The sequence below is a fragment of the Halomonas sp. 113 genome, assembly GCF_904067645.1.
GTDB classification, from domain to species: domain Bacteria; phylum Pseudomonadota; class Gammaproteobacteria; order Pseudomonadales; family Halomonadaceae; genus Vreelandella; species Vreelandella titanicae.
Genome location: NZ_LR881453.1, coordinates 3,246,633 through 3,267,507 on the forward strand (window position 1 = coordinate 3,246,633; position 20,875 = coordinate 3,267,507).

Below are 20,875 nucleotides of genomic sequence, written 5' to 3' on the forward strand. Positions count from 1 at the left end.
ATGACGGCGCAGACGACAAACGTTACCATGCTAGGCATATTTTACTTCAACATTGTACTTAACATTGTACTTAACACTGTATTGGTGCCGTTATGAAACCACGTCGTGATACCCGCGCCCGTAATCTGGTCTTTTTTGTAGCTGTCATCAGCGCCACCGTCGTCGGTTTTTGGCTGGCCCGCTGATTCATGAGTCGTCAAATCCTCACCGGATTAAGCTTCACCCAGTAGGCCGAGGCTGGCTGCCGGCGCTTGGCGACGCAACCCCCGCGAAAGCGCATGCCCAATGACACCGATCAATAGCGCCCCGCCAACGGGAAGGAAAACCCATAGTCCCAGGTGCAAACGCGGGGTGAGATCCAGCAGGTAAATATACAGTACGGCCGAGGTTAGCTCCGCAAGTATTGCGCCCATCAAACCACTGGCAAAACCCAACAGCGCGTACTCGGCCCCCTGTACCCGTGAAATCATTCTGCTGCCTGCGCCAAATACGCGCAGTAGGCCGCTTTCATGGGCACGCACCGGGCGGCTTGCGGTCAGCGCGGCATACAGCACGCTAATCCCTGCCAGTAGCACCAAGGCGAGCACCAACTCCACTGCCCGGGTGACCTGGGCAAGCACATCCCGCACCTGACCTAAAATCGCGTCCACATTAAGCAACGAGACGCCTGGGAAGTCGGTGATCAGCTCACGAATCAGTCCCTGTTCCGCGTCTGGCAGGTGAAAAGCGGTGATGTAACTATGGCCAAACTGCTCCAGCACGCCCGGCGGGAAAATAACGAAGAAATTAGGCTGGAAGCTATCCCAATTCAGACTGCGCAGGCTGGTAATTTGGGTAGTGATCTCGTCGCTACCCACCGAGAAGGTCATCTCATCACCAATGCTTAGCCCAAGCCTTTCGGCGAGCCCATCCTCCATTGAAATGGGCACAGGCCCCGACTGTGGTGTTGCCTCCACGGCACTCATCCAGCCTTGGCTTTCATCGCTGCTCTCACTGCCTGAGTTGCTACCCAGCTGCGCTGGCGTGAACCACTCGCCAGCCACCACTTGGTTGCCTTCTGGCACTTCAGATTGCCAAGTAAGGTTGAGCTCACGACGCAGTGAGTTGTCGCCACGGGCATCCGGCGGCACGGCCTCTCTGGGTGGCTGATCATTGATCGCTATCACTCGCCCACGCACCATCGGGTAGAGGGTGCTTTGGGTTTCCACCCGTGGTGAAACCGCCGCTTCAAAAGGGTCACGCTCGGAAGGCTGAATATTGATGGCAAAGTAGTTAGGCGTATTTTCAGGCAGTTGATCCTGCCAGGTGCTTAGCAAATCGCCACGCACCAAGACAATCATCGCCATGGCAAAGAAGGTCACCGAGAAGGCCAGCAACTGACCTAGACCCGCTTGGCGACGCCGTGCCAATTGACGGCCGCCTAAGCGAAGTGCCTGTGACCACTCACTGCGCCCTGAGAACCGCTGCACAACACGCAGTAAGCCGCTAAGTAATAAGGCACTAATTATCCAAAGCACACCAAGCAGCAGCGCACCACCGATCAATAATCCAATCGCCAGTGGCAGGCTACCCGAGTAGAGCCAAAGCAACCCACCAAACACGATGCTCGCTACGCCAACGACCAGCCAAGCCGATGGCGGCAGTGGATCTAGCTCACGACGCAGTACTTTTAGTGCGCTGACTTGCTTGATACGCAACAGCGTTGGCCCGGCAAACCCAACCAGCACGGCAAGCGCGGTGAAGACCCCCAACCCTAGTGGCATCAGCCCCGGTGGCGGAAGTGTCATGGGTAGAAAACTCACCAATAGCCAAATCAGCACCGCTTGGCCAAGAAGGCCAAGCAGCGCTCCAATGACTGCCGCGACCAGTGCCAAGCCGAGTAACTGAAGGGTGAAAATCGTCACTAACTGACGCTGGCTGGCACCAAAACAGCGCAGTAGCGCAGCGGTATCCAAATGGCGCTCGACATAACGCCGGGTAGACATTGCCACGGCCACACCCGCCAGCAATACCGCCGCTAACCCGGCTAGCCCCAGGTAGCTTTCTGCCCGCTGTAACGCATTGCCAAGCTGGGGACGGTCAACGCGAACATCCCGCACCTCTACCCCATTGCGGCGTAGCTCAGCAAGTAAGCCTTGTACTTGATCGAGCGCCTCCGGCGGGCCTGCGGCTAGAATTTCAAACTCAATCCGCGAGCCCTCTTGAACCAGGCCCGTTGCCTCGACATCTGCCGTATTGAGCATCAAGCGCGGGTTAAAACTACCAAAACCACCGGACTGATCCGCTTCGCGCTCAATGATCCCCGTTACGGCCAGTTCAGTTTGACCCACCTGTACTCGATCACCCAGCTCGATTTCGACCAGTTCCATCAAGCGTGGATCCGCCCACGCCTCCCCTGGCGGCGGACCAGAAGCAGTTTGCTCGGTGCCATTGCCAAAGTCCACGTAGGAGACACCGTAGTGAGGGTAGACTTCATCCACGGCTTTTAAGCTGGCAGGCTGAAAGCGCCCCTCGCGGCTAATCATCGACACCAAGTCCACTTGATCGCTAAGCACAAAACCAGCGTTTTCCAAGCGCTCTCTCAGCTCCTCGGAAAAAGGATCACGCTGCTCTAGCACCAGGTCACCGCCCAGCATCTGCCCTGCCTGGCGCTCCAGACCGCGCTCTAACCGATCAAGAAAAAACGCAATCATGGTGGAGGCCGCGACAGCCAATATCAGGGCAATAAATAGCGCACGCACATCAGCTGCGCGCAGATCCCGCTTGAGGCTGCGCATCGCCAAACGCCAATTCACATCACTCATTGCGCGCCCTCATCAATCGAAGCGGCAGTTGGTACGATGTTTTCAAGTACGGCTTCTAACTTGCCATGATCTAACCGCAAGCAGCGATCGCAGCGCCGCGCCAAGGCGTGGTCATGAGTAACCAGAATAAGCGTAGTGCCCGCCTCATGGTTGAGCTGGAAGAGCAGATCTATGACTTGCCCACCGGTATCCGGATCCAGGTTGCCGGTGGGCTCATCAGCAAATACCAGCTCGGGGTCGGTCACGAAAGCACGCGCCACGGCAACGCGCTGCTGCTCGCCGCCGGAAAGCTGTTTGGGTAAGTGGTTCACTCGCTCACCAAGCCCAACACGCTCCAACCACTGAGCTGCAGTTTGCGTTTCCCCGGCGCGGGGCGATAATTCAAGGGGCAACATGACGTTTTCAAGCGCGCTCAAAGTGGGCAGCAATTGAAAGTTCTGGAACACAAAGCCTACTCGTCCGGCACGCAGCGCTGCTCGACCATCTTCATCCAAACGGCTTAATGCGTGTCCAAACAGCGTTAGTTCACCGTCGCTTGGCGTATCAAGACCCGCTAATAGCCCCAAAAGCGTTGATTTACCCGCACCGCTCTTACCCAGAATCGCTACGCTCTCTCCCGCCGCTACGCTCAGCGACAGGTCGTGTAAGATGGTGAGCGAGCGTTCACCGCTGGTGACTTTTTTAGAAAGTTTGTCAGCGTGCAGCACGGCTTGCCTAACAGTGCCGCGGGGAACATCGGCTACCGCTTGGTTGTCGGTAGTAGCTTGGCGCTCACCTTGGGATGCCTCGCTCGACATGGATATATCCGTAGCAGCATTGGCAGCTTTATCTAAGGAGCTTGAACTTGAAGAGTTTGAACTTGAGGAATAAGACATGAAGCGTGGCATCCCTATGGCATGGCATGGACTGAACCGCATGGTAACCGGATGGCTGGTGCTGCTGATAGTCACCTTTGCCTCATCGTCTATCAACGCAGAGCCTGTCAACGCAGACACAAACCCAGTCCCCACCCTGCTGGTGATGGGTGATAGCTTAAGCGCCGCTTACGGCATAGAGCGTGATCAGGGCTGGGTGAACCTACTGGAAGAACGCTTGGGAGATGATGCCCAAGTCATTAACGCCAGCATTAGTGGTGAAACGACGTCTGGAGGATTACAAAGGTTCACTGACCTTCTCGGACAGCGGCAGCCGGATATTGTTCTCATTGAGCTGGGCGGCAACGATGGTCTACGCGGCTTATCACCCAATCAAATGCAGGCAAACCTAGCCAGTATGATTGAGCAGAGCCAAGACGCTGGTGCTCAGGTGCTGCTACTGGGGATCGATATCCCGCCTAACTATGGCCAAGCGTACCGAGACGCCTTCACCGGGGTTTTCCACTCGCTGGCGGAAGAGTATGACGTTTCCCTAGTGCCTTTTTTATTGGAGGATATCGCCCTGAACGAGGCGTTAATGCAGAGCGATGGCATTCACCCTACCGCCGATGCTCAGCCGATTATCCTCGACAATGTATGGCCCGAACTTGAGCCGCTCATTGAACCCCTATTAGAAACAACGCATCAGGCAGCGGTTCAATAACCTCAGCCTTTTGACTGAGAGGTGTAGCACTTCCACTCGTCAGCTTGTAATCTTAAGCCCTATTTGGCGGTTACTAACGGCGACTCATGCCTGCATCCTCGCATCACACTCCTACATTCTCGCGTCGACAGTTCTTAGCAACAGTCGGCGCGCTTTGGTTAGGCGCAGGTCTTGGCATTCATCCAACGCCTGCCGCAGCGTTTGATCCACAACGCCTACGCCAAAGCATGCAGCAACAGTATGGGCAGGCTGGTTTGTCCGTATTAGAGGAGTGGTTTAACCTGCTTCAACAGCTACAAAACCAAGACGTTCAAGCCAAGCTGCGTGGGGTTAATGACTTCTTTAATCGCCGCATCCGGTGGATTGACGATATCCAGGTGTGGGGGCAAGAGGATTATTGGGCTACGCCTTTGGAAGCAATGGGTAAAGGCCAGGGAGATTGCGAGGATTACTCCATTGCCAAGTACATTACCCTTAAACAATTAGGCATTACTAGTCAGTACCTACGCATGATTTATGTCCGTGCGCGCATTGGGCGTAGTCAAATTACCCAAGCCCACATGGTGCTAGGCTATTACTCGACCCCAGATGCAGAACCGTTGGTGCTAGACAATATTGTACCGTCTATCACCCCTGCCTCTCAGCGTACTGATCTCGACCCACTGTTTAGTTTTAATAGCGATGGACTTTGGGCAGGTGGTTCTTCTGAATCCCGCGCAGACCCATTGGCTCGGCTATCACGCTGGCGCAGCGTCATTGAACGTATGCAAACCCAGGGTTTCATTTAAGAGGAATTGGCACGATGTCACTTATCAAACAACTTTGGATTGCCATTATCGCCCTGCTGCTGCTGTCGTTCATTGGTAGTCTTGCCATTAGTATTACCACTAGCCGCGATTATATCGAACAGGAAGTGCGCATTAAGAACGCTGACAATGCTACCGCTCTGGCGCTTTCAATGAGCCAGCTCGATAAAGACCTTGTCACCCTCGAACTGTTAATCGCAGCTCAATTTGACACCGGCTACTACCGCCGAATCACCCTGCGCGATACGGACGATAGCGTACTCATTGAACGCTCCGCCGAAGAGTATAGTGGCGATGTGCCCGCCTGGTTTCGTCAGCTTATTGAGTTTGATGTGCCCAACGGCACCGCGACGATTCAAGATGGCTGGCGACAGTACGGTACGTTGGAGCTTGAGAGCCAACACAGTTTTGCCTACGCCTCTTTATGGCGCAGCATGCTGGAACTCGCTGCTTGGTTTTTACTTGCCGGAGTAATTAGTTTAGCGATTGCTACCGTGATCGTTCGTGGTATTAAGCACCCCCTTTCCCGCGTCGTCACTCAGGCGCAAGATATCAGTGCGCGGCGGTTTACCACTATTAAGGAGCCACGCACGCTGGAGTTACGCCAAGTCACTCAAGCAATGAACGTGCTTTCTGCCAATGTCCATCAGATGCTCAGTCATGAAAGCCATAAGCTGGACGAGTTACGCCGCCATTTACAGCATGACCGAGTCACCGGTGCGCTGAATCGCGACGTGTTTATGGGTAAGCTTTCGTCTCAATTGGGCAGTGAAGATGCCCGCGCAACGGGCATGTTGATCATGGTTCGCGTACAGGCATTAGAGTCACTCAATGAGCAGCTCGGCTACGCTGCCACCGACCAACTATTAAATACGCTGGTTACCCAGTTGGGGCAATTGGACAGTGCGTCGGCAGAACCAATGGTAGGCCGCCTTAACGGCAGCGATTTTATCTTTATGCTGCCGCTTATGGATGATGTAGAGGAGCTTCGAATTCAGGTGATGGCAGCGTTAGCCGAGATAGCCGCCACGCAGCCCGACGTGGAGGTTTATCTACCAACGGCGATTGTACCTTATGCTCCACATGATGATCGCGGCACACTGTTAGCCACCCTGGATGACGCTTTGGCACAAGCCGAAAGCCTAACGTCCTTTGAACAGGTAGTCGTGCGTCAGCGCAAGCGTATTTCACTCTACAGCAGCCATGCCGAATGGCGAAATGCACTGGAAGCAGCAATCCTGGTTGGCCCTGAGTTAGCGTACTTCCCGGTAGTAGACGCTCACGGAGACATCATCCATTACGAATGCCCGGCTCGCTTACTGCTAGGTGGTGAGTGGCAAACCGCCGGAGTCTTTATTCCCTGGATCACCCGCTTTGAGATGGAGCCTGCACTTGATTTAGCCGTGGTCAAAAAAGCGCTCGCTAATCTAGAAGATGATATAAAGCCGGTAGGCATTAACCTCTCTGCGGCATCGATCACTAATACACAGTTCGTTAACGAGCTACGGACTCTGTTGGCAGCACACCCACTATTGGCCAAGCAGCTCTGCTTTGAAGTGCCCGCCACGCTTAGCACGCACGCGATTGGTAGCTTACGAGGGCTTTGTACCGCCTTACGGCCCCTTGGTTGCACGTTTGGTATAGAGCATGTGGGGGCAGAGTTCACCAAACTTGCAGATTTACACGATGTGGGTCTTGCTTACTTAAAAATGGATAGCAGTCTTATTCACCAACTGCATGCTTCAAATGAGCAGCAAACCATTGTCCGCGGCATGGCTACGCTCTGCCATTCATTGGGCATTCAGGTGATAGGGGAAGGCGTTGCAGATGATGAGGAAATAGCCTGCCTGTTCCGCGTGGGTGTCGATGGAGCCACCGGACCAGGCGTACGCCTTTAACGCATAAACGCAATCGACGACGACTAGATAGTGTCGTCGTCGCTTAGCAAACCTACATCATTTTTAACCCGCAAGGACTTACGCTCCATCACTTTCGCCTGTGCAGCTTCCGGAAGGTCAGTGAAAGTGATGACTCCCTTGTTTAGTAACACCTCAAGAATATCTTCTACCACCCTCACAAACGCTAAGTCAGACGCTATAAAGTGTGCTGAGGATCCTGGCTGATCAGCAAGGAAAGCCAGTACCTCAGGTGAATCAGGATCAATCGTTTCGTTGCACTCTGACGTTGGCTCTTTGCTGAGCATCAGGATCTCGCCGGATGTATTACGTTTGGTGTAGAGCATAGATCACTCCCATGCAGGTTCACTGGCTACTAATGAGAATAGGTTCGATTCTTTATTTTTTCGCTAAACGAGCATTTTTTTCAGTTGCTAGATTTGTAAGATAGCCCTCATAGGTTTCATTATGGGTAATCTTTCTTACTTCTTTTCCCACTTGGCATGCCCATTTATTTCCACCACATATCAAAGCAGCTTGCGTAATTAGATCTACATAGGAGGAGCGCAGTATAAATGCTATGCTCGTTTCGTAGTCTCCCCCCTCCCTTTCCAACTGGGTTGCAACTTGCCAGTTAGAGATAGCATTCATCAACACTGAATTCATGTGTTCAAAATTCTTACGATAAAAAGTATTCCTTGGAAGTTTAATCAATATATCAAAAAAAAGCTTATTAATATCGTCGTCGCTAAGCACTTTATCCTTATCAATCAAGTCATCCCATTTATGAGCAACATCACAAATAATTTCTATATATTCAACGGCTAATTTATCACCTTTCATCCAACGTAAAAGCTGTATCTCATCAAAATACATATTCCCCCCTCACAATTGAAAAAAGCCCCACACATAGCGTGCGGAGCATTTTTTATTGCCAAACAGTACTAATTACTGATCTATTTTAAGTTGACCATCATCCAGCATGCTTTGGATAAAGTCGGAAGAGCTACCACCCTGCGGAATTTCCACGCCCTTCAAGACGATACGTTGATCAGCATTACTGCCATCTGATGCTAAGCCTCCATCAGATTTAACATGCAATACCGCATCATCTCCCTGCTGTTCAGCCATTATATACTGATCTAGGTTATCTGCATTTTCTCCCTGCAGAAGGTCTGCGATGTCCAAGCGATCAGACTCTGAATCGGCTCCAAATTTACCCATATTAAACCCGGTTATCTGGTCTATAGCAGGAGCTTGCTCTGCATCCTGGTTTTGATCCCCAGACTCCCACATAAATGTATTGGCACCGGTACCACCATACATCATATCGTCACCAGACCCCCCAATCAGAGTATCATTGCCACCTTGTCCAAATAGAATGTCATCGCCATCACCGCCGATGAGGATATCATTACCGCTTGTCTCCATAGAGTTATTAAACTCTTCATGATTGTCAGTGATGTACTGATGAATTTGCTCGGCAGAAACTTGGTTAGGATCTGCGATACCCAACTGCCCGGCAATGTAAGACTTTATGGATGGTAAGCCATTACCTTCAATACCTGCAAAGGTCACCTGATCTCCAAACAGGATATCATTGCCCTCACCCCCGGATACTGTGTCGTCGCCGGACAGCAATTGGACATTTTCGCCAAGAATAGCATCAGCAAGTTGTTCAGGGTCGATATTCGATTGGACAATGCCATCGGAGTCATAAGCCTGGAGGCTGCTTTCATTCAAGCTGCTGCCCAAGCCAATTGAATTAACCGACGACATACCGTCTAATAGCTCAAACGCTTCCGACGAGTTCTGGACAACCGTATTCGTGGTGCTTCTACCATCACCAGCAAGCGCAGAAATCTCGTATGCGCCATCTCCATCGGGCCTTATTTGACCGATAACACTGCTACTCCAACTTCCTCCGCCACAGCCAGAGCTATGAGTCCACTGGTTTACGTTTCCGCTTGAGTCAATAACTTCACGAACATGTCCATCAATATTCATCGAGTAGGCTTGACCTGGGACATAGTCAATATCGTCGACTGTAAGATTCCAGCGGCTACCTCCTTTGGAGCCTATAACTACACTCTCCTGTTCATTGCCCTGATAATACGTTGGCAAACCGTCGGTAATAAAGTAAGTCAGGTTAGTACCAGAATTGGCTTGGACAGAATCTGTATTGAACCAGTTGGCCGTCGTCTTAAAAACGTCTTCGTAGTTGGTACCGCCACCTTGCTGGAATCCATCTAACACTGTCTGCAGTTTCGACAGCGCTTGTGGATCCGACAGATCAACACTGACATTGCTGCCTGCCTGAGTATCAAACTCTACCAAGAAGATGTTTACAGTGCCGGCATTATCCTCGCCTACACTCTCTTTAAGAGTATTGAACACCTCGGTCAGAGATGCCTTAGCATTGGCAATATCGGCATTCGACATACTGCCCGATGTATCCATCATGAATGCCAGGTTATAGTTTTCACCTGGCACCAACTGGAGACCAGCAACATCACCAATAATGATGTCATTCGCACTGCTACCTCCAATAGAGTCTCCGCCGGGTGAACCCACCACGATATTATATTGCTCCACTGCAGTGGTATCAGTGCTTGTTTCACTATCTATGACTTGCTGGTCTCCAGCGGCATCTTCGTATATCTCGCTAGAAGTTACCGTAGCCGTGATATCAAACGCTCCGGCACTCACAGGCACTTTCATCGTCAACATCAACTGTTCGATGCTATCCCCTGTAGGATTAGTCACCAGCCAACTGCCATCCGACTGGCTAACTACGCCCTCACCAGTCAGCTCCACGCCTGCTGGGATGTTCGTCAAAACAATATCTGAAAGTACCTCGCTACCGTCCTCATCCGCTAATAGCGTAGAGAGCTCGACTTCGATAACGTCATAGCCGGTTTGGGTAATAGTGGTAGTCGCATCAGAGGGCAACATAGTTGAGCCATCGCCATATATGACCCCACGAATGTTATTAACACTAATAGTCACGCCCGTTGCCAAATCGGTGATAGTACCATCATAGCCTGAGTTTTGATGCTGCTCGCCCAGATTAACGGCATAGCTTGTCAATGGCTTGTTTAAGTAGACATAGTCTTTGTCATCACCATTGATCGAATTGACTGCCTGGCTGCCATTCACCAGCTTATCGAAGTCACCGGTAAGCGCAATGACATCCACACCGCTAGTATTATTGGCACTACCAGGATTTAGATTGCCGTCACTAAACGGTGGTTTGATAACCTCACCACTGATTCCTTCAGCACTGATGTCAGAGCCCTCAATAGTGATAGTAGAGCCGTTATGCTCAACCGTAATGACTGAGGCACGTACAGACTCTAGTGTGTCACCCAGCGACACTGAGATAGCGGGCGCATCGGCCACCGGCCTGATGTCAATTGTGAGGGTAGCTTCAGCCCCTTCATTGAGGGCATCAGTGGGCAGGAACTGCAACTGAGCATAGTCAGCTTCCTGGTTCCCTACCCCTTCACCGCCATAACTGTCGAAGCCCGACTCATTAGTGTCTGGCATAAAGCGCAGTTGCCCAGCATCTATTTCTGCTCTGGAGAAACTTGCATCTTCAGCCACAATCTGCCACTGCCCATCGGTATCTTGGAACTCCAATGTTCCAGAGGCTGGCAAATTGGTAATCACAATTCCCTGTTCATCAGCAGGTGAATCGTCAGTGATATTAAAGTCACTCCATTTCAATATTAAAGCAGTGTCTTCCTCACCTGTTACTTGTCCATCCGCAGTCTCTGGGGCTGCATCTATCGCATACTCACGGTCGGCCTCGGCGCTGTAGGCGTTGCCCGCGGCGTCTTCGCCGGTCACTTCAGCGCTGATGCTGTCGTTCTCGGCCAGCACGCTGCCGGGCACGTCGATGGCGTAGTTGCCGTCGGCGTCCACTTGGCCGCTGTAGCTCTCGTCGCCCACGCTCAGGGTGACGGTGTCGCCGGCTTGGGCGTCGCCGCCCACGCTGCCGGTGACGCTGATGGTCTGGGTGGCTTCTTCGCCGTTGATCACGTCGTCACCGGCGATGGTGTCGATGGTGATGGTGGCAGAGGCGTCGGTGTTGACCGTGATGCCACGTGTTTCGGTCGCGGTCTGGCTGTTACCCGCCGCGTCGGTGGCGGTCACGCTCGCTTCCACACTGTTGTCGGCGATCAGGTCGGCGGTTGCCACGGTAGTGCTGTAGCTCAGGTTGCCCGCACCGTCGTCGACCACGCTAGTGGTGTAGCTGTTGCCATTTACACTCAACGTGACTTGATCACCCGCTACCACGTCACCGCTCACCGTGCCGCTGACAGCTGTGAAGTTTTGCTCAGCCTCGGCAGCGTTGATCATGTCGTCACCGGCGATGGTGTCGATGGTGATGCCCGCGGCGATCTCGGTGTCGGCCGTGATGTCACGCGTGGCGGTGGCGGTCTCGCTGTTACCCGCCGCATCGGTAGCGGTCACGCTCGCTTCCACACTGTTGTCACCGATTAGGTCGGCCGTGAGCACGTCGATGCTGTAGCCCAGGTTGCCTGCGCCATCGTCCACCACATCGCCGGTGTAGCTGTTGCCGTTCACGCTCAGCGTGACTTGGTCACCCGCTACTACGTCACCGCTCACCGTGCCAGTGATGGCGGTGTTGGTTTCAGCGGCTTCTTCGGCGTTGATCACGTCGTCACCGGCGATGGTGTCGATGGTGATGCCCGCGGCGATCTCGGTGTCGGCCGTGATGTCACGCGTGGCGGTGGCGGTCTCGCTGTTACCCTCCGCGTCGGTAGCGGTCACGCTCGCTTCCACGCTGTTGTCAGCGATCAGGTCAGCGGTTGCCACGGTAGTGCTGTAGCTCAGATTGCCTGCACCGTCATCGACCACGTTAGTGGTGTAGCTGTTGCCATTAACACTCAACGTAACCTGGTCACCCGCCGCCACGTCACCGCTCACCGTCCCGGTGATGGAGGTGTTGGTTTCAGCGGCTTCTTCGGCGTTGATCACATCGTCATCGGCAATGGTGTCGATGGTGATGCCCGCGGCGATCTCGGTGTCAACCGTGATGTCACGTGTTTCGGTCGCGGTCTGGCTGTTACCCGCCGCGTCGGTGGCGGTCACGCTCGCTTCCACACTGTTGTCGGCGATCAGGTCGGCGGTTGCCACGGTAGTGCTGTAGCTCAGGTTGCCCGCACCGTCGTCGACCACGTTAGTGGTGTAGCTGTTGCCATTTACACTCAACGTGACTTGATCACCCGCTACCACGTCACCGCTCACCGTGCCGCTGACAGCTGTGAAGTTCTGCTCAGCCTCGGCAGCGTTGATCACGTCGTCACCGGCGATGGTGTCGATGGTGATAGTGGCTTCTAAATCCGCATCCGCATCCGCATCCGCGTCGGCATCTGCATCGGCGTCTGCATCCGCATCCGCATCCGCGTCAGCATCTGCATCTGCATCCGCGTCAGCATCCGCGTCAGCATCTGCATCAGCGTCGGCGTCGGCATCGGCGTCGGCGTCGGCATCAGCGTCTGCATCAGCGTCTGCATCGGCGTCTGCATCCGCATCAGCGTCCGCATCTGCGTCCGCATCTGCATCGGCATCCGCGTCAGCGTCGGCATCCGCGTCGGCATCAGCGTCTGCATCGGCGTCTGCATCCGCATCAGCGTCCGCATCGGCATCTGCGTCAGCATCGGCATCCGCGTCAGCGTCAGCGTCGGCATCTGCATCTGCATCTGCATCTGCATCTGCATCAGCGTCGGCATCCGCGTCAGCGTCAGCATCCGCGTCTGCATCTGCGTCTGCGTCAGCATCTGCGTCAGCATCGGCATCTGCGTCTGCATCGGCGTCTGCATCGGCGTCTGCGTCTGCATCGGCGTCTGCATCCGCATCAGCGTCCGCGTCAGCATCAGCGTCTGCATCGGCATCCGCATCAGCATCAGCATCCGCATCAGCGTCGGCGTCTGCATCCGCATCAGCATCAGCATCAGCATCAGCATCAGCATCGGCGTCAGCATCAGCATCAGCGTCGGAGTCAGCATCCGCATCAGCGTCTGCATCGGCATCCGCATCCGCATCCGCATCAGCGTCCGCATCGGCGTCCGCATCCGCATCGGCATCAGCGTCGGCGTCTGCATCCGCATCAGCGTCAGCGTCAGCGTCAGCGTCGGCATCTGCATCAGCGTCGGCATCCGCGTCAGCGTCTGCATCAGCGTCTGCATCGGCGTCTGCATCCGCATCAGCGTCCGCATCGGCATCCGCGTCAGCGTCGGCATCTGCATCAGCGTCGGCATCTGCATCTGCATCTGCATCTGCATCAGCGTCGGCATCTGCATCAGCGTCGGCATCCGCGTCAGCATCCGCGTCTGCATCTGCGTCAGCATCGGCATCAGCGTCAGCATCGGCATCTGCGTCTGCATCGGCGTCTGCATCCGCATCAGCGTCCGCGTCAGCATCAGCGTCTGCGTCTGCATCGGCATCGGCATCCGCATCAGCGTCCGCATCGGCGTCAGCATCCGCATCGGCATCGGCATCGGCATCAGCGTCGGCGTCTGCATCCGCATCGGCGTCAGCATCAGCGTCGGAGTCAGCATCCGCATCAGCGTCTGCATCGGCATCCGCATCCGCATCCGCATCAGCGTCCGCATCCGCATCAGCGTCGGCGTCTGCATCCGCATCAGCGTCAGCATCGGCATCCGCGTCTGCATCTGCATCGGCGTCTGCATCCGCGTCTGCATCTGCGTCGGCATCCGCATCAGCGTCAGCATCTGCATCAGCGTCGGCGTCTGCATCAGCGTCTGCATCCGCATCCGCATCGGCGTCAGCATCAGCATCAGCATCGGAGTCAGCATCCGCATCCGCATCCGCGTCTGCATCGGCATCCGCGTCTGCATCTGCGTCCGCATCTGCGTCCGCATCTGCGTCGGCGTCGGCGTCGGCGTCGGCAGCCAACGCAACATCATCAAATTCAACAAGCTCAGCGGAGTCTAAACCGCCTTCAGCAGCCTCGAAACTTAATGGGTCGGTTTCTTCAGCAATACGTGCAACGCGAACGAAATCGCTACCGCCACCACCGCCGCCGGCGCCACCACCGGCAGCAGTCGCGTCAAGAAGATCGAGAAGATCTCCTTCTTCGTCGTCAAGAGCGGCAAGTAGCGCTTCAAGATCGTCGTCTTGGGCGCTGGCATCTGTGGCTACAATTGCGTCAACATCAAGCTCGGGCGTAACAGCAACTTCTTGGCCACCCTCGACAACGTTAGCGCCTGTTCCGTCGGCAAAGTCTAGCTCCACACGACCATCCTCAGATGTGATGAGCGTTTCGCCCTCCTGAAGAACGTCGCCAATGCGCAGTTCGCGCAAGTTGCCGTCTTCGTCACGTGCCCATGCCTGACCTGAAATCGCTGTAACCGTCGCCGTTGCCATGCGCTGTTCTCCACCCACCGTTTAATTAAAGAGGTCGCCGCTTTGCCAAGCCCTGTGAAAAATAGCTATTAGCGGCATTTTGGAACAAGGCTAGTCTTGATTAAGACAGTTGCATATTGTACCGGTGGACAATACGGGCAAAATAATAGGAAGAGTGTGTTGGTGAGGTTCGCGACTGTCGTGTCAGGGGGCACTTACAGCCAATTCACCGAACAAAAGAACAGAAATCGCTAACGCTAGCTGATCAAAGAAACTGATACAGGAGCTGATGAACAGTAGCTACCCTTTCTCCTAATTTACACTATGGTGCAAGCTGGCAATATCACGCCGCAAGGTAGAGAAAGAATGGCTATGATTGACTGCCTCATAAGCTTTAATAAGACCAGCCATCATATTGAGTGCACCAGAATCGTTATTAGCATGACAACGCTGACAAAATTCGTGCGCGCGTGCAGCCAATGCAACGTAGTTCGCAGCAGTGACCGGGGTATCAAATTCAAACCAGCGTGGCTGAGTATTTGAACCCTCCCACTGGTTGCCAATCACTTCAAGCACTTCGGCATGCAGTTTTGCAGATAATGGCCAGAATGCCCCAACCGTGTCGTATACCCAACCAAACCAGTCCATCAGAAGCATATGACCATTTATATTCGCCATGCGTGCACTACTCGGATTTTGCACCGTCAGGCTCTTGGGAATCCTTTCCACCTCAGCCACCATAAGTGGCCATAACCGCATAAAATGATCAATTTGAAAGCTTTCTTTATCCTCTTGCGTCAAATACGCAAAATGCGAAGCGTCTATTTTCTTCATGCGCTCGGGTAAAGAGGCAAAAGTTGCTGTGTATTGCGCAATAAGCCGGTTAGGCAAAGGGACATGAAGCAGACATTGACGCAGCTCACTCATCCAGGGTTTTCGTTCTTCTGAGTTTTTCCACTGAGGAAGTTGGCCACCTATCTCCAACAATACAAAAGAGCACCACGGCAACCTACCACTCTCCAGCAAGATAGGCACAGCAGGAATGACACCATGGTAATGGCCATTTACTTCGTTCAGCAGCGCGGTTTCATGCAGAGCTTCATTTTCTCGCGCTGAGACATAACACTTGAGCAATTTATAACATGGGACACCGCTGGCATCAGTATCACGAATCAATACCTGTGCTATAGCTCGCCCATGAATCAGGCGGCACTGTAAAACATCAATGTCGCTGTTGCAGTGCTTACGCTCAACCAGCCACGGTAACAGCCACTGTTTGAGAGCCCTTTGTTCAAAACGTTGAACAAAATCCGTGGTTGAAAAGAGAGATATCTGTTGAGAGCGCGGCAAAAGCAACATGTTAATCTGCTGAAAACGCTTGATGATGCTCAAAAAGCTTACTAGCCCATTGACACTCGCCGCCATTAATTGGCGTACCCCCAGCAGCAGTATGAATAGCGTCAACAGTGGCCGCATAGTGCCATTAAGATAATCCAGCACAATGATCAGAAAACCCAGTACAAAACTGATATTGATCACTGTGAGAACATTGCCTTGAAGCGTATCCTGGATTTTTTGCACCCTTTCAAAGCGGTAGTAAAAGCCCACCACCATCACCAACCCGAGCACACATAAAACAGCCAATAGTGCTAGAAGAGGATGTAGAAGAGCGATCATCAGACAGAACAGTATGGCAATCACTGCTGATGATAAGGCGCCTAACACAACACCCAGTACACGTTTACCAAGTAATCGATGGTTGGCAACTAGCCGAGTTTTATTCAAGTGCTGCAGTATTGAAGCTGAAAGGCTGGCAATGGCTTTTTTAACTAGCCATTTAAGCAAGGCATAGGCGCAAAAACAGAGTACTGCCAATGCGATCAGAACCGCTATTTTTTCACTGTTGGCATCCGTCCAGAAAACCCATCCGTCGATGCGGCTACGGCCAGTTATCAACATTTGGAGCAGTTGCCAGGGGAGTACCAGGCTTGCCAACAGCATTACTTGAGTTGCGATCTGCATCAACAGGATAGTGGCCACGCGCCAGCGAAATGGCCACAGCACCTCGCGAGCCAGCGCCATCATTAAGTCACGAACCTGATCGCCATGGATCTCATTCGTCTCAGTCACCAGATTGCTCATCAATCAGTCATTGGCTTAATAAGTTGCATGAATACACGTAACTCTTCCGGCTGATCTGCTACCGACATATACGTTGAAACTGCATGATGCACTGCAGATAGGATGGCCTCATTGTGGCGCAGACTGCGCTGCTGTGCCTCTGCCCAGCTGTACACTGGCCATTGTTCTTGGGTCGCAAGGGCCTTCCCGGCCTCGTTTAGTGAAGAGAATAGCAGCGGCAGAAACGCGCTCCCATAAAGCTCGGTCACCGCCACTACTTGGCTGCCATCGTGATAGCGTATATCTCGAAGCGCATCAGGAATGGATATATCCCCTTGGGGGTCAAGCAGGTAAAACAACCGCTGCCAAAATGGCGCTGCGCCGTAGCTCTCTTGCATCACCCTCTCAAGCGCCTCGATATTAGCGGGCAGGGAATCCCCCTGTTGTACATCCCCTCTCAACAGCGATTCCGACCAGCGAGCCAACCCTTCATGCACCCAACCTTGCTTGAACATCATGTGTGCGTTTTGGTATAGATGAAACAGTTCATGTGCAGGCGTTAAGCTCCGTGCTGCATTCACATGCCCACCCAGAGCCATGCGAATATGACAATCTGGCGAGGCAGCGCTGCGTACAACTTCGTCATAAGCCTGCCCGCTACGTGTTTGATCAGTACGTAAAACCACCATAATGAAGTGCGCACGCTGATAGCGTGGCATGAGCAAAGGTGGTGTGAGCCCCAGCACGTCGCGATAAAGCGCATCGGCAGCCGCCAACTGAAGCTCCAAGTCTTCAAGTTGCGTTGCGTTTAGCGCCGCACTCTGGTCAGGGCTCTCGACAAAGAAGTGAATGTCATCAAAACCCTTCGCAGGATTCGGCTCATTTGCCAACTCCTCGAGCGATCCATCACCCTGCAGGTAGTAGCATTCACCGGCTTCATGCTGCGACTGAGCAACAGCAGGCGCTAGCTTGCCTATCGCACAAAGCAATAGCAGAGCGCCCCACCAGCGCCGGCTTGACGATAAGTATTTATCCACGGGTCAGGTGTGAAAAAAGCGCGTGTAACCCAATACCATGGGATGCCTTAACAAGTACGCTATCTTGCGACATCATGTGGTTAGGCAATGCTGCTTCAAGTGCTTTGACATCCGAGAAATGAAACACTCCGGCGGCCTCCCCTCCCAGTAGTGGCGCTAACGCTTGGCAATGTTGACCGCACAGCAGTATTTGCCTGGCCGATAACGCGTTAAGTATGGGAACAAGCTCCAGGTGCAGCACCTCTGATTCTGAGCCAAGCTCCAGCATATCGCCAATAATCAATAGCTTGTGATCCGCATCGACAGGTAGTGCGGAGAAAGCTTCCAGTGCCATACGCATCGATAACGGATTGGCATTATAAGCTTCATCGTACACAGTGATCGCCACTCCGTGGTAATCAATGGCCCGCACCTCCCCCCTCCCTGCCACAGCCTGAAAAGAGGCTAGGCGAGCCATAACGGTGTCTAAAGGAAGGTTGTCGTGCCTGGCCACTGCCAGCACTGCCATAGCGTTAAGCAGCATATGACGCCCAGCGGCGCTCATGCATAGTTCATACGAAGCGCCATCGAACGTAATGCGCCCGCTATTGCCTGAAAACTCAAGCATGCGTATGTCAGCGTCAGCATGCTCGCCAAAGCTGACTACTTTTAGGTAGTAGCTCCTTGCCTGCTCAGCAAGATAGGCATACTGCGGCATATCACGATAGAGAATTGCGACCCCATTGGCTGGCATACCCTGAAAAATAAGCGCTTTCTTACGAGCAATTTCGTCCAACGAGTGGTGATATTCCAGGTGCGACGCAGCGATATTCGTAACAATGGCGATATCAGGGCGAGCAATATCCGTATTGTGGGCCATGGAGCCGATGGCCATTTCAACAACCCAGTATGGCGCCTCTGGAGGCATTGAAGCGATGTTCCAGGCAATACCAATCGGCAGGTTGGCACTGCCTTGCGTTTGCCCTACTGAACTGTTGTAGCTCAGCACATGGGCTAGCATCGCCACTGCCGTTGTTTTGCCTGCGCTTCCGGTAATACCAACGACACGACCTGCGTAGCAGCGCCGTTGCCACTGCCCTATGGCCAGTGTTGCTGCGCGAATATCGTCTACCTGTAACACGGGCACACCGATATCACGATATGCCCCGCCATCATCACAAAGCACTGAGGAAGCACCTTTAGTGACCAGTGATTTCACCGCCGCGAATGGCAAAAAACCTTTGCTCATCTCCTTGCCCCGAGCGACAACCACCTGCCCAGGTTGAAAGGATTTCGGCCAGCAGCATACTCCACTTGCCAACCATTTATCAGGAGGAGATGTTATCCATTCTCCCCCCGTTGCCGAGGCCATAGCCTCTGCATCAAGCTTATTTTCTAACGGTGGCTTGATATTGGCATATTTTCCCTTACACAGCAGTTGCTGATAGGCCACCAGCCCTGAAAGGTAGTGCTCTACATCGTCAATCCTTACGCGAAAACCGTGATGGCGAATAAAAAAACCATCCAGGATAGTAGCGGGTGACTTAAAGTACATCGCTACTTCCGGCCAGAAAAAACCATTCAGAAGATAGTTCGCTCTGGCGTGCAGTGCCCGATAAAACGCATTGATATCAAAACCGTTCAGCACATCGATTAAATCAGGGCGTGTCTCCAGCTTGAGCAGCGTCTTGTGAAACGCCATTGACAGCTCAAGCAGTGTTGGAAAAGTGGTCACCCGCTCGCGAATAAAATCGACATAACCTTCTATGTTGCGCACCGCAAACGCAAAATATTGTCGCTCTGGACAATGCGCCACCAATTCATTTGCGCAATAAGCAAGCCAATGGTCATGTGCCTTTTCGTGCCCGTTAGCGATAAAGTAGTCAAACGCTTTGACAACGCAGTCCAGCCAACGACTATTGCGGGTATGATCGTAAAGTCGCATCAGAGCAAAAGCGGCTTCACCATCGTAATAAATTATCCGGGTCTTTTCCTTAACCGATAAATCCGCAGCATTGAGTACGTGCACAAAGCTACCGTCGGCTTCCTGCATTCTTGAAATCCCTAGCGCCAGTGCATCCACCAAATCAGCATAACGATCATCTCCCATGACTTGGTGATACTTCACCAACGCAAGAATGGCGACCGCATTGGCTCCCAACTTGATGATATCGCCCCTATCCACCACATAGGCCGCCCCTTGACGATGAACGACAAACTCGGAACATAAGCCCGAAAGCGCCCAAGATATCTGTTGGCGTACCAGCCCAAGCTGCTCATCACTTAAAAGCAGTTGATCAGAGCAAGCCTCATACCCCTCCAACAAAGCATAAGTACTGCTGGCGTGACGTAATACATTGTAAGTATTAATGAGGCGATCAAAACAAGGAAAATAGCCATATATGTATCGACCATCCTGGCCAACCTGTTTGCCTAAAAAGCGGGTCGAGCGGGCTATCAGTTCCCCTGTGGAAGCCACTGTCAGCGGTGGCATCTCCCGCCTACTCCAGCGCCTTGGTCGGGTTTCCAGTGCATGCACACTTGTTGTCTCACCGCTAACATCCACAAATATGCCGGTAGTGGAAAAACTCCACATCGTCATGTTGTCGGCAAAGTCCGGCATCTGGCTTGAGCCGTGACGCGCTTTCATGTAGCGCTCAAGGTGATGTTGGTTGACTTCAGCATGCTCAACATGCCCTCCTGCGTACAAACAGGCATTGGCGTTTAGCTCCATCTCAGTCAACAAAAGTCGCGGGAGCCTCTTACCAACAAAGGCTAGGCCGCTGCGAAAATAGCTGCGCTTATAGCGCTTCATCTCCTGTTTTAGCGCCTGCCACTGCCACTCTCGTACGGCAAAAGGCCATTCCAACCGACACCACACCAAAGGATGGGAGAACTTTCGCTCCAGTCTTGTCACTGCTTGCTTCAAAGTGGGTAATAACGCCGCCCAGTTGCCTGCCTGCAAGCTGCTCAAATCAAGTTGCACAGACGTGACTTGTGCACGCTCATAGCCATCGCTTACTGAAATCAACATTACCTGCGAAAATTCCGCAAACTCTGTGTGTCTGTCCAACCACATAGGCATCACGGTGTCACCCATGCTATCCAACACATGAGAAATTTCCGCCGCTCGGGAGGAGTGTTCAGCACTCGACTTACTTAATGGAAGCGAGCAATACAGTGAAGAATCTTTAATACCCGGCATTAAGTTGCTCAATAATAGAGGCTAATGTGAGGGACAGAAATGTATTGAATAA

The 20,875-nt window shown here is 53.0% G+C and carries 11 protein-coding genes; 3 read left to right on the forward strand and 8 right to left on the reverse strand.

What is annotated here, in order from left to right:
* Positions 1–212: 212 nt before the first annotated feature.
* Together YERSI8AC_RS15355 and YERSI8AC_RS15360 are read right to left on the reverse strand one after the other, a co-directional pair.
* The gene (locus YERSI8AC_RS15355; RefSeq protein ID WP_159177018.1) at positions 213–2,804 is read right to left on the reverse strand and encodes an ABC transporter permease; all 2,592 of its coding nucleotides are present in this window, start codon (positions 2,802–2,804) and stop codon (positions 213–215) included.
* Positions 2,801–3,601, reverse strand: a complete 801-nt coding sequence (locus YERSI8AC_RS15360; protein ID WP_022522761.1) for an ABC transporter ATP-binding protein — start codon at positions 3,599–3,601, stop codon at positions 2,801–2,803. The genes YERSI8AC_RS15355 and YERSI8AC_RS15360 overlap by 4 nt, the downstream gene beginning before the upstream one ends.
* Before the next feature lie 76 nt (positions 3,602–3,677).
* Between YERSI8AC_RS15360 and YERSI8AC_RS15365 the strand changes: the two genes are divergently transcribed.
* From YERSI8AC_RS15365 to YERSI8AC_RS15375, 3 genes are all read left to right on the forward strand, one after another.
* Positions 3,678–4,382 (forward strand): arylesterase, encoded by a 705-nt coding sequence (locus YERSI8AC_RS15365; RefSeq protein WP_159177019.1) that lies wholly within the window; start codon positions 3,678–3,680, stop codon positions 4,380–4,382.
* A gap of 86 nt (positions 4,383–4,468) precedes the next feature.
* Positions 4,469–5,170 (forward strand): transglutaminase-like cysteine peptidase, encoded by a 702-nt coding sequence (locus YERSI8AC_RS15370; RefSeq protein WP_009287953.1) that lies wholly within the window; start codon positions 4,469–4,471, stop codon positions 5,168–5,170.
* A gap of 14 nt (positions 5,171–5,184) precedes the next feature.
* Positions 5,185–7,086 carry a bifunctional diguanylate cyclase/phosphodiesterase gene (locus tag YERSI8AC_RS15375; RefSeq protein ID WP_159177020.1) on the forward strand — a complete coding sequence of 634 codons (1,902 nt, stop codon included), beginning with the start codon at positions 5,185–5,187 and terminating at the stop codon, positions 7,084–7,086.
* 23 nt (positions 7,087–7,109) lie between these two features.
* Here the strand turns inward: YERSI8AC_RS15375 and YERSI8AC_RS15380 are convergent, their stop codons facing one another.
* The 6 genes from YERSI8AC_RS15380 to YERSI8AC_RS15405 form a co-directional block, all read right to left on the reverse strand.
* On the reverse strand, positions 7,110–7,430 hold the full coding sequence (locus tag YERSI8AC_RS15380) for a hypothetical protein (RefSeq protein ID WP_022522757.1): 321 nt from the start codon (positions 7,428–7,430) through the stop codon (positions 7,110–7,112).
* A 52-nt stretch (positions 7,431–7,482) separates the two neighbouring features.
* The gene (locus YERSI8AC_RS15385; RefSeq protein ID WP_022522756.1) at positions 7,483–7,959 is read right to left on the reverse strand and encodes a hypothetical protein; all 477 of its coding nucleotides are present in this window, start codon (positions 7,957–7,959) and stop codon (positions 7,483–7,485) included.
* A 72-nt stretch (positions 7,960–8,031) separates the two neighbouring features.
* A complete protein-coding gene (locus YERSI8AC_RS15390) occupies positions 8,032–14,502 on the reverse strand; it encodes an Ig-like domain-containing protein (RefSeq protein WP_159180190.1) in 6,471 nt (2,156 codons plus the stop codon).
* A 291-nt stretch (positions 14,503–14,793) separates the two neighbouring features.
* Positions 14,794–16,623 (reverse strand): ABC transporter ATP-binding protein, encoded by a 1,830-nt coding sequence (locus tag YERSI8AC_RS15395; RefSeq protein WP_159177022.1) that lies wholly within the window; start codon positions 16,621–16,623, stop codon positions 14,794–14,796.
* Positions 16,623–17,591 (reverse strand): hypothetical protein, encoded by a 969-nt coding sequence (locus YERSI8AC_RS15400; protein WP_236557307.1) that lies wholly within the window; start codon positions 17,589–17,591, stop codon positions 16,623–16,625. Before YERSI8AC_RS15400 ends, YERSI8AC_RS15395 begins: the two co-directional genes overlap by 1 nt.
* Positions 17,592–17,631: 40 nt before the next feature.
* Positions 17,632–20,652 carry a UDP-N-acetylmuramoyl-tripeptide--D-alanyl-D-alanine ligase gene (locus tag YERSI8AC_RS15405; RefSeq protein WP_236557308.1) on the reverse strand — a complete coding sequence of 1,007 codons (3,021 nt, stop codon included), beginning with the start codon at positions 20,650–20,652 and terminating at the stop codon, positions 17,632–17,634.
* Positions 20,653–20,875: the final 223 nt, after the last annotated feature.

What these genes read in the sequence shown, in the direction of transcription:
- YERSI8AC_RS15365 (WP_159177019.1), top strand. Translation starts at nt 3,678, where the DNA reads ATGAAGCGTGGCATCCCTATGGCATGGCATGGACTGAACCGCATGGTA.
- YERSI8AC_RS15405 (WP_236557308.1), bottom strand. Translation starts at nt 20,652, where the DNA reads ATGTTGATTTCAGTAAGCGATGGCTATGAGCGTGCACAAGTCACGTCT.
- YERSI8AC_RS15390 (WP_159180190.1), bottom strand. Translation starts at nt 14,502, where the DNA reads ATGGCAACGGCGACGGTTACAGCGATTTCAGGTCAGGCATGGGCACGT.
- YERSI8AC_RS15370 (WP_009287953.1), top strand. Translation starts at nt 4,469, where the DNA reads ATGCCTGCATCCTCGCATCACACTCCTACATTCTCGCGTCGACAGTTC.
- YERSI8AC_RS15375 (WP_159177020.1), top strand. Translation starts at nt 5,185, where the DNA reads ATGTCACTTATCAAACAACTTTGGATTGCCATTATCGCCCTGCTGCTG.
- YERSI8AC_RS15355 (WP_159177018.1), bottom strand. Translation starts at nt 2,804, where the DNA reads ATGAGTGATGTGAATTGGCGTTTGGCGATGCGCAGCCTCAAGCGGGAT.
- YERSI8AC_RS15395 (WP_159177022.1), bottom strand. Translation starts at nt 16,623, where the DNA reads ATGAGCAATCTGGTGACTGAGACGAATGAGATCCATGGCGATCAGGTT.
- YERSI8AC_RS15360 (WP_022522761.1), bottom strand. Translation starts at nt 3,601, where the DNA reads ATGTCGAGCGAGGCATCCCAAGGTGAGCGCCAAGCTACTACCGACAAC.
- YERSI8AC_RS15385 (WP_022522756.1), bottom strand. Translation starts at nt 7,959, where the DNA reads ATGTATTTTGATGAGATACAGCTTTTACGTTGGATGAAAGGTGATAAA.
- YERSI8AC_RS15380 (WP_022522757.1), bottom strand. Translation starts at nt 7,430, where the DNA reads ATGCTCTACACCAAACGTAATACATCCGGCGAGATCCTGATGCTCAGC.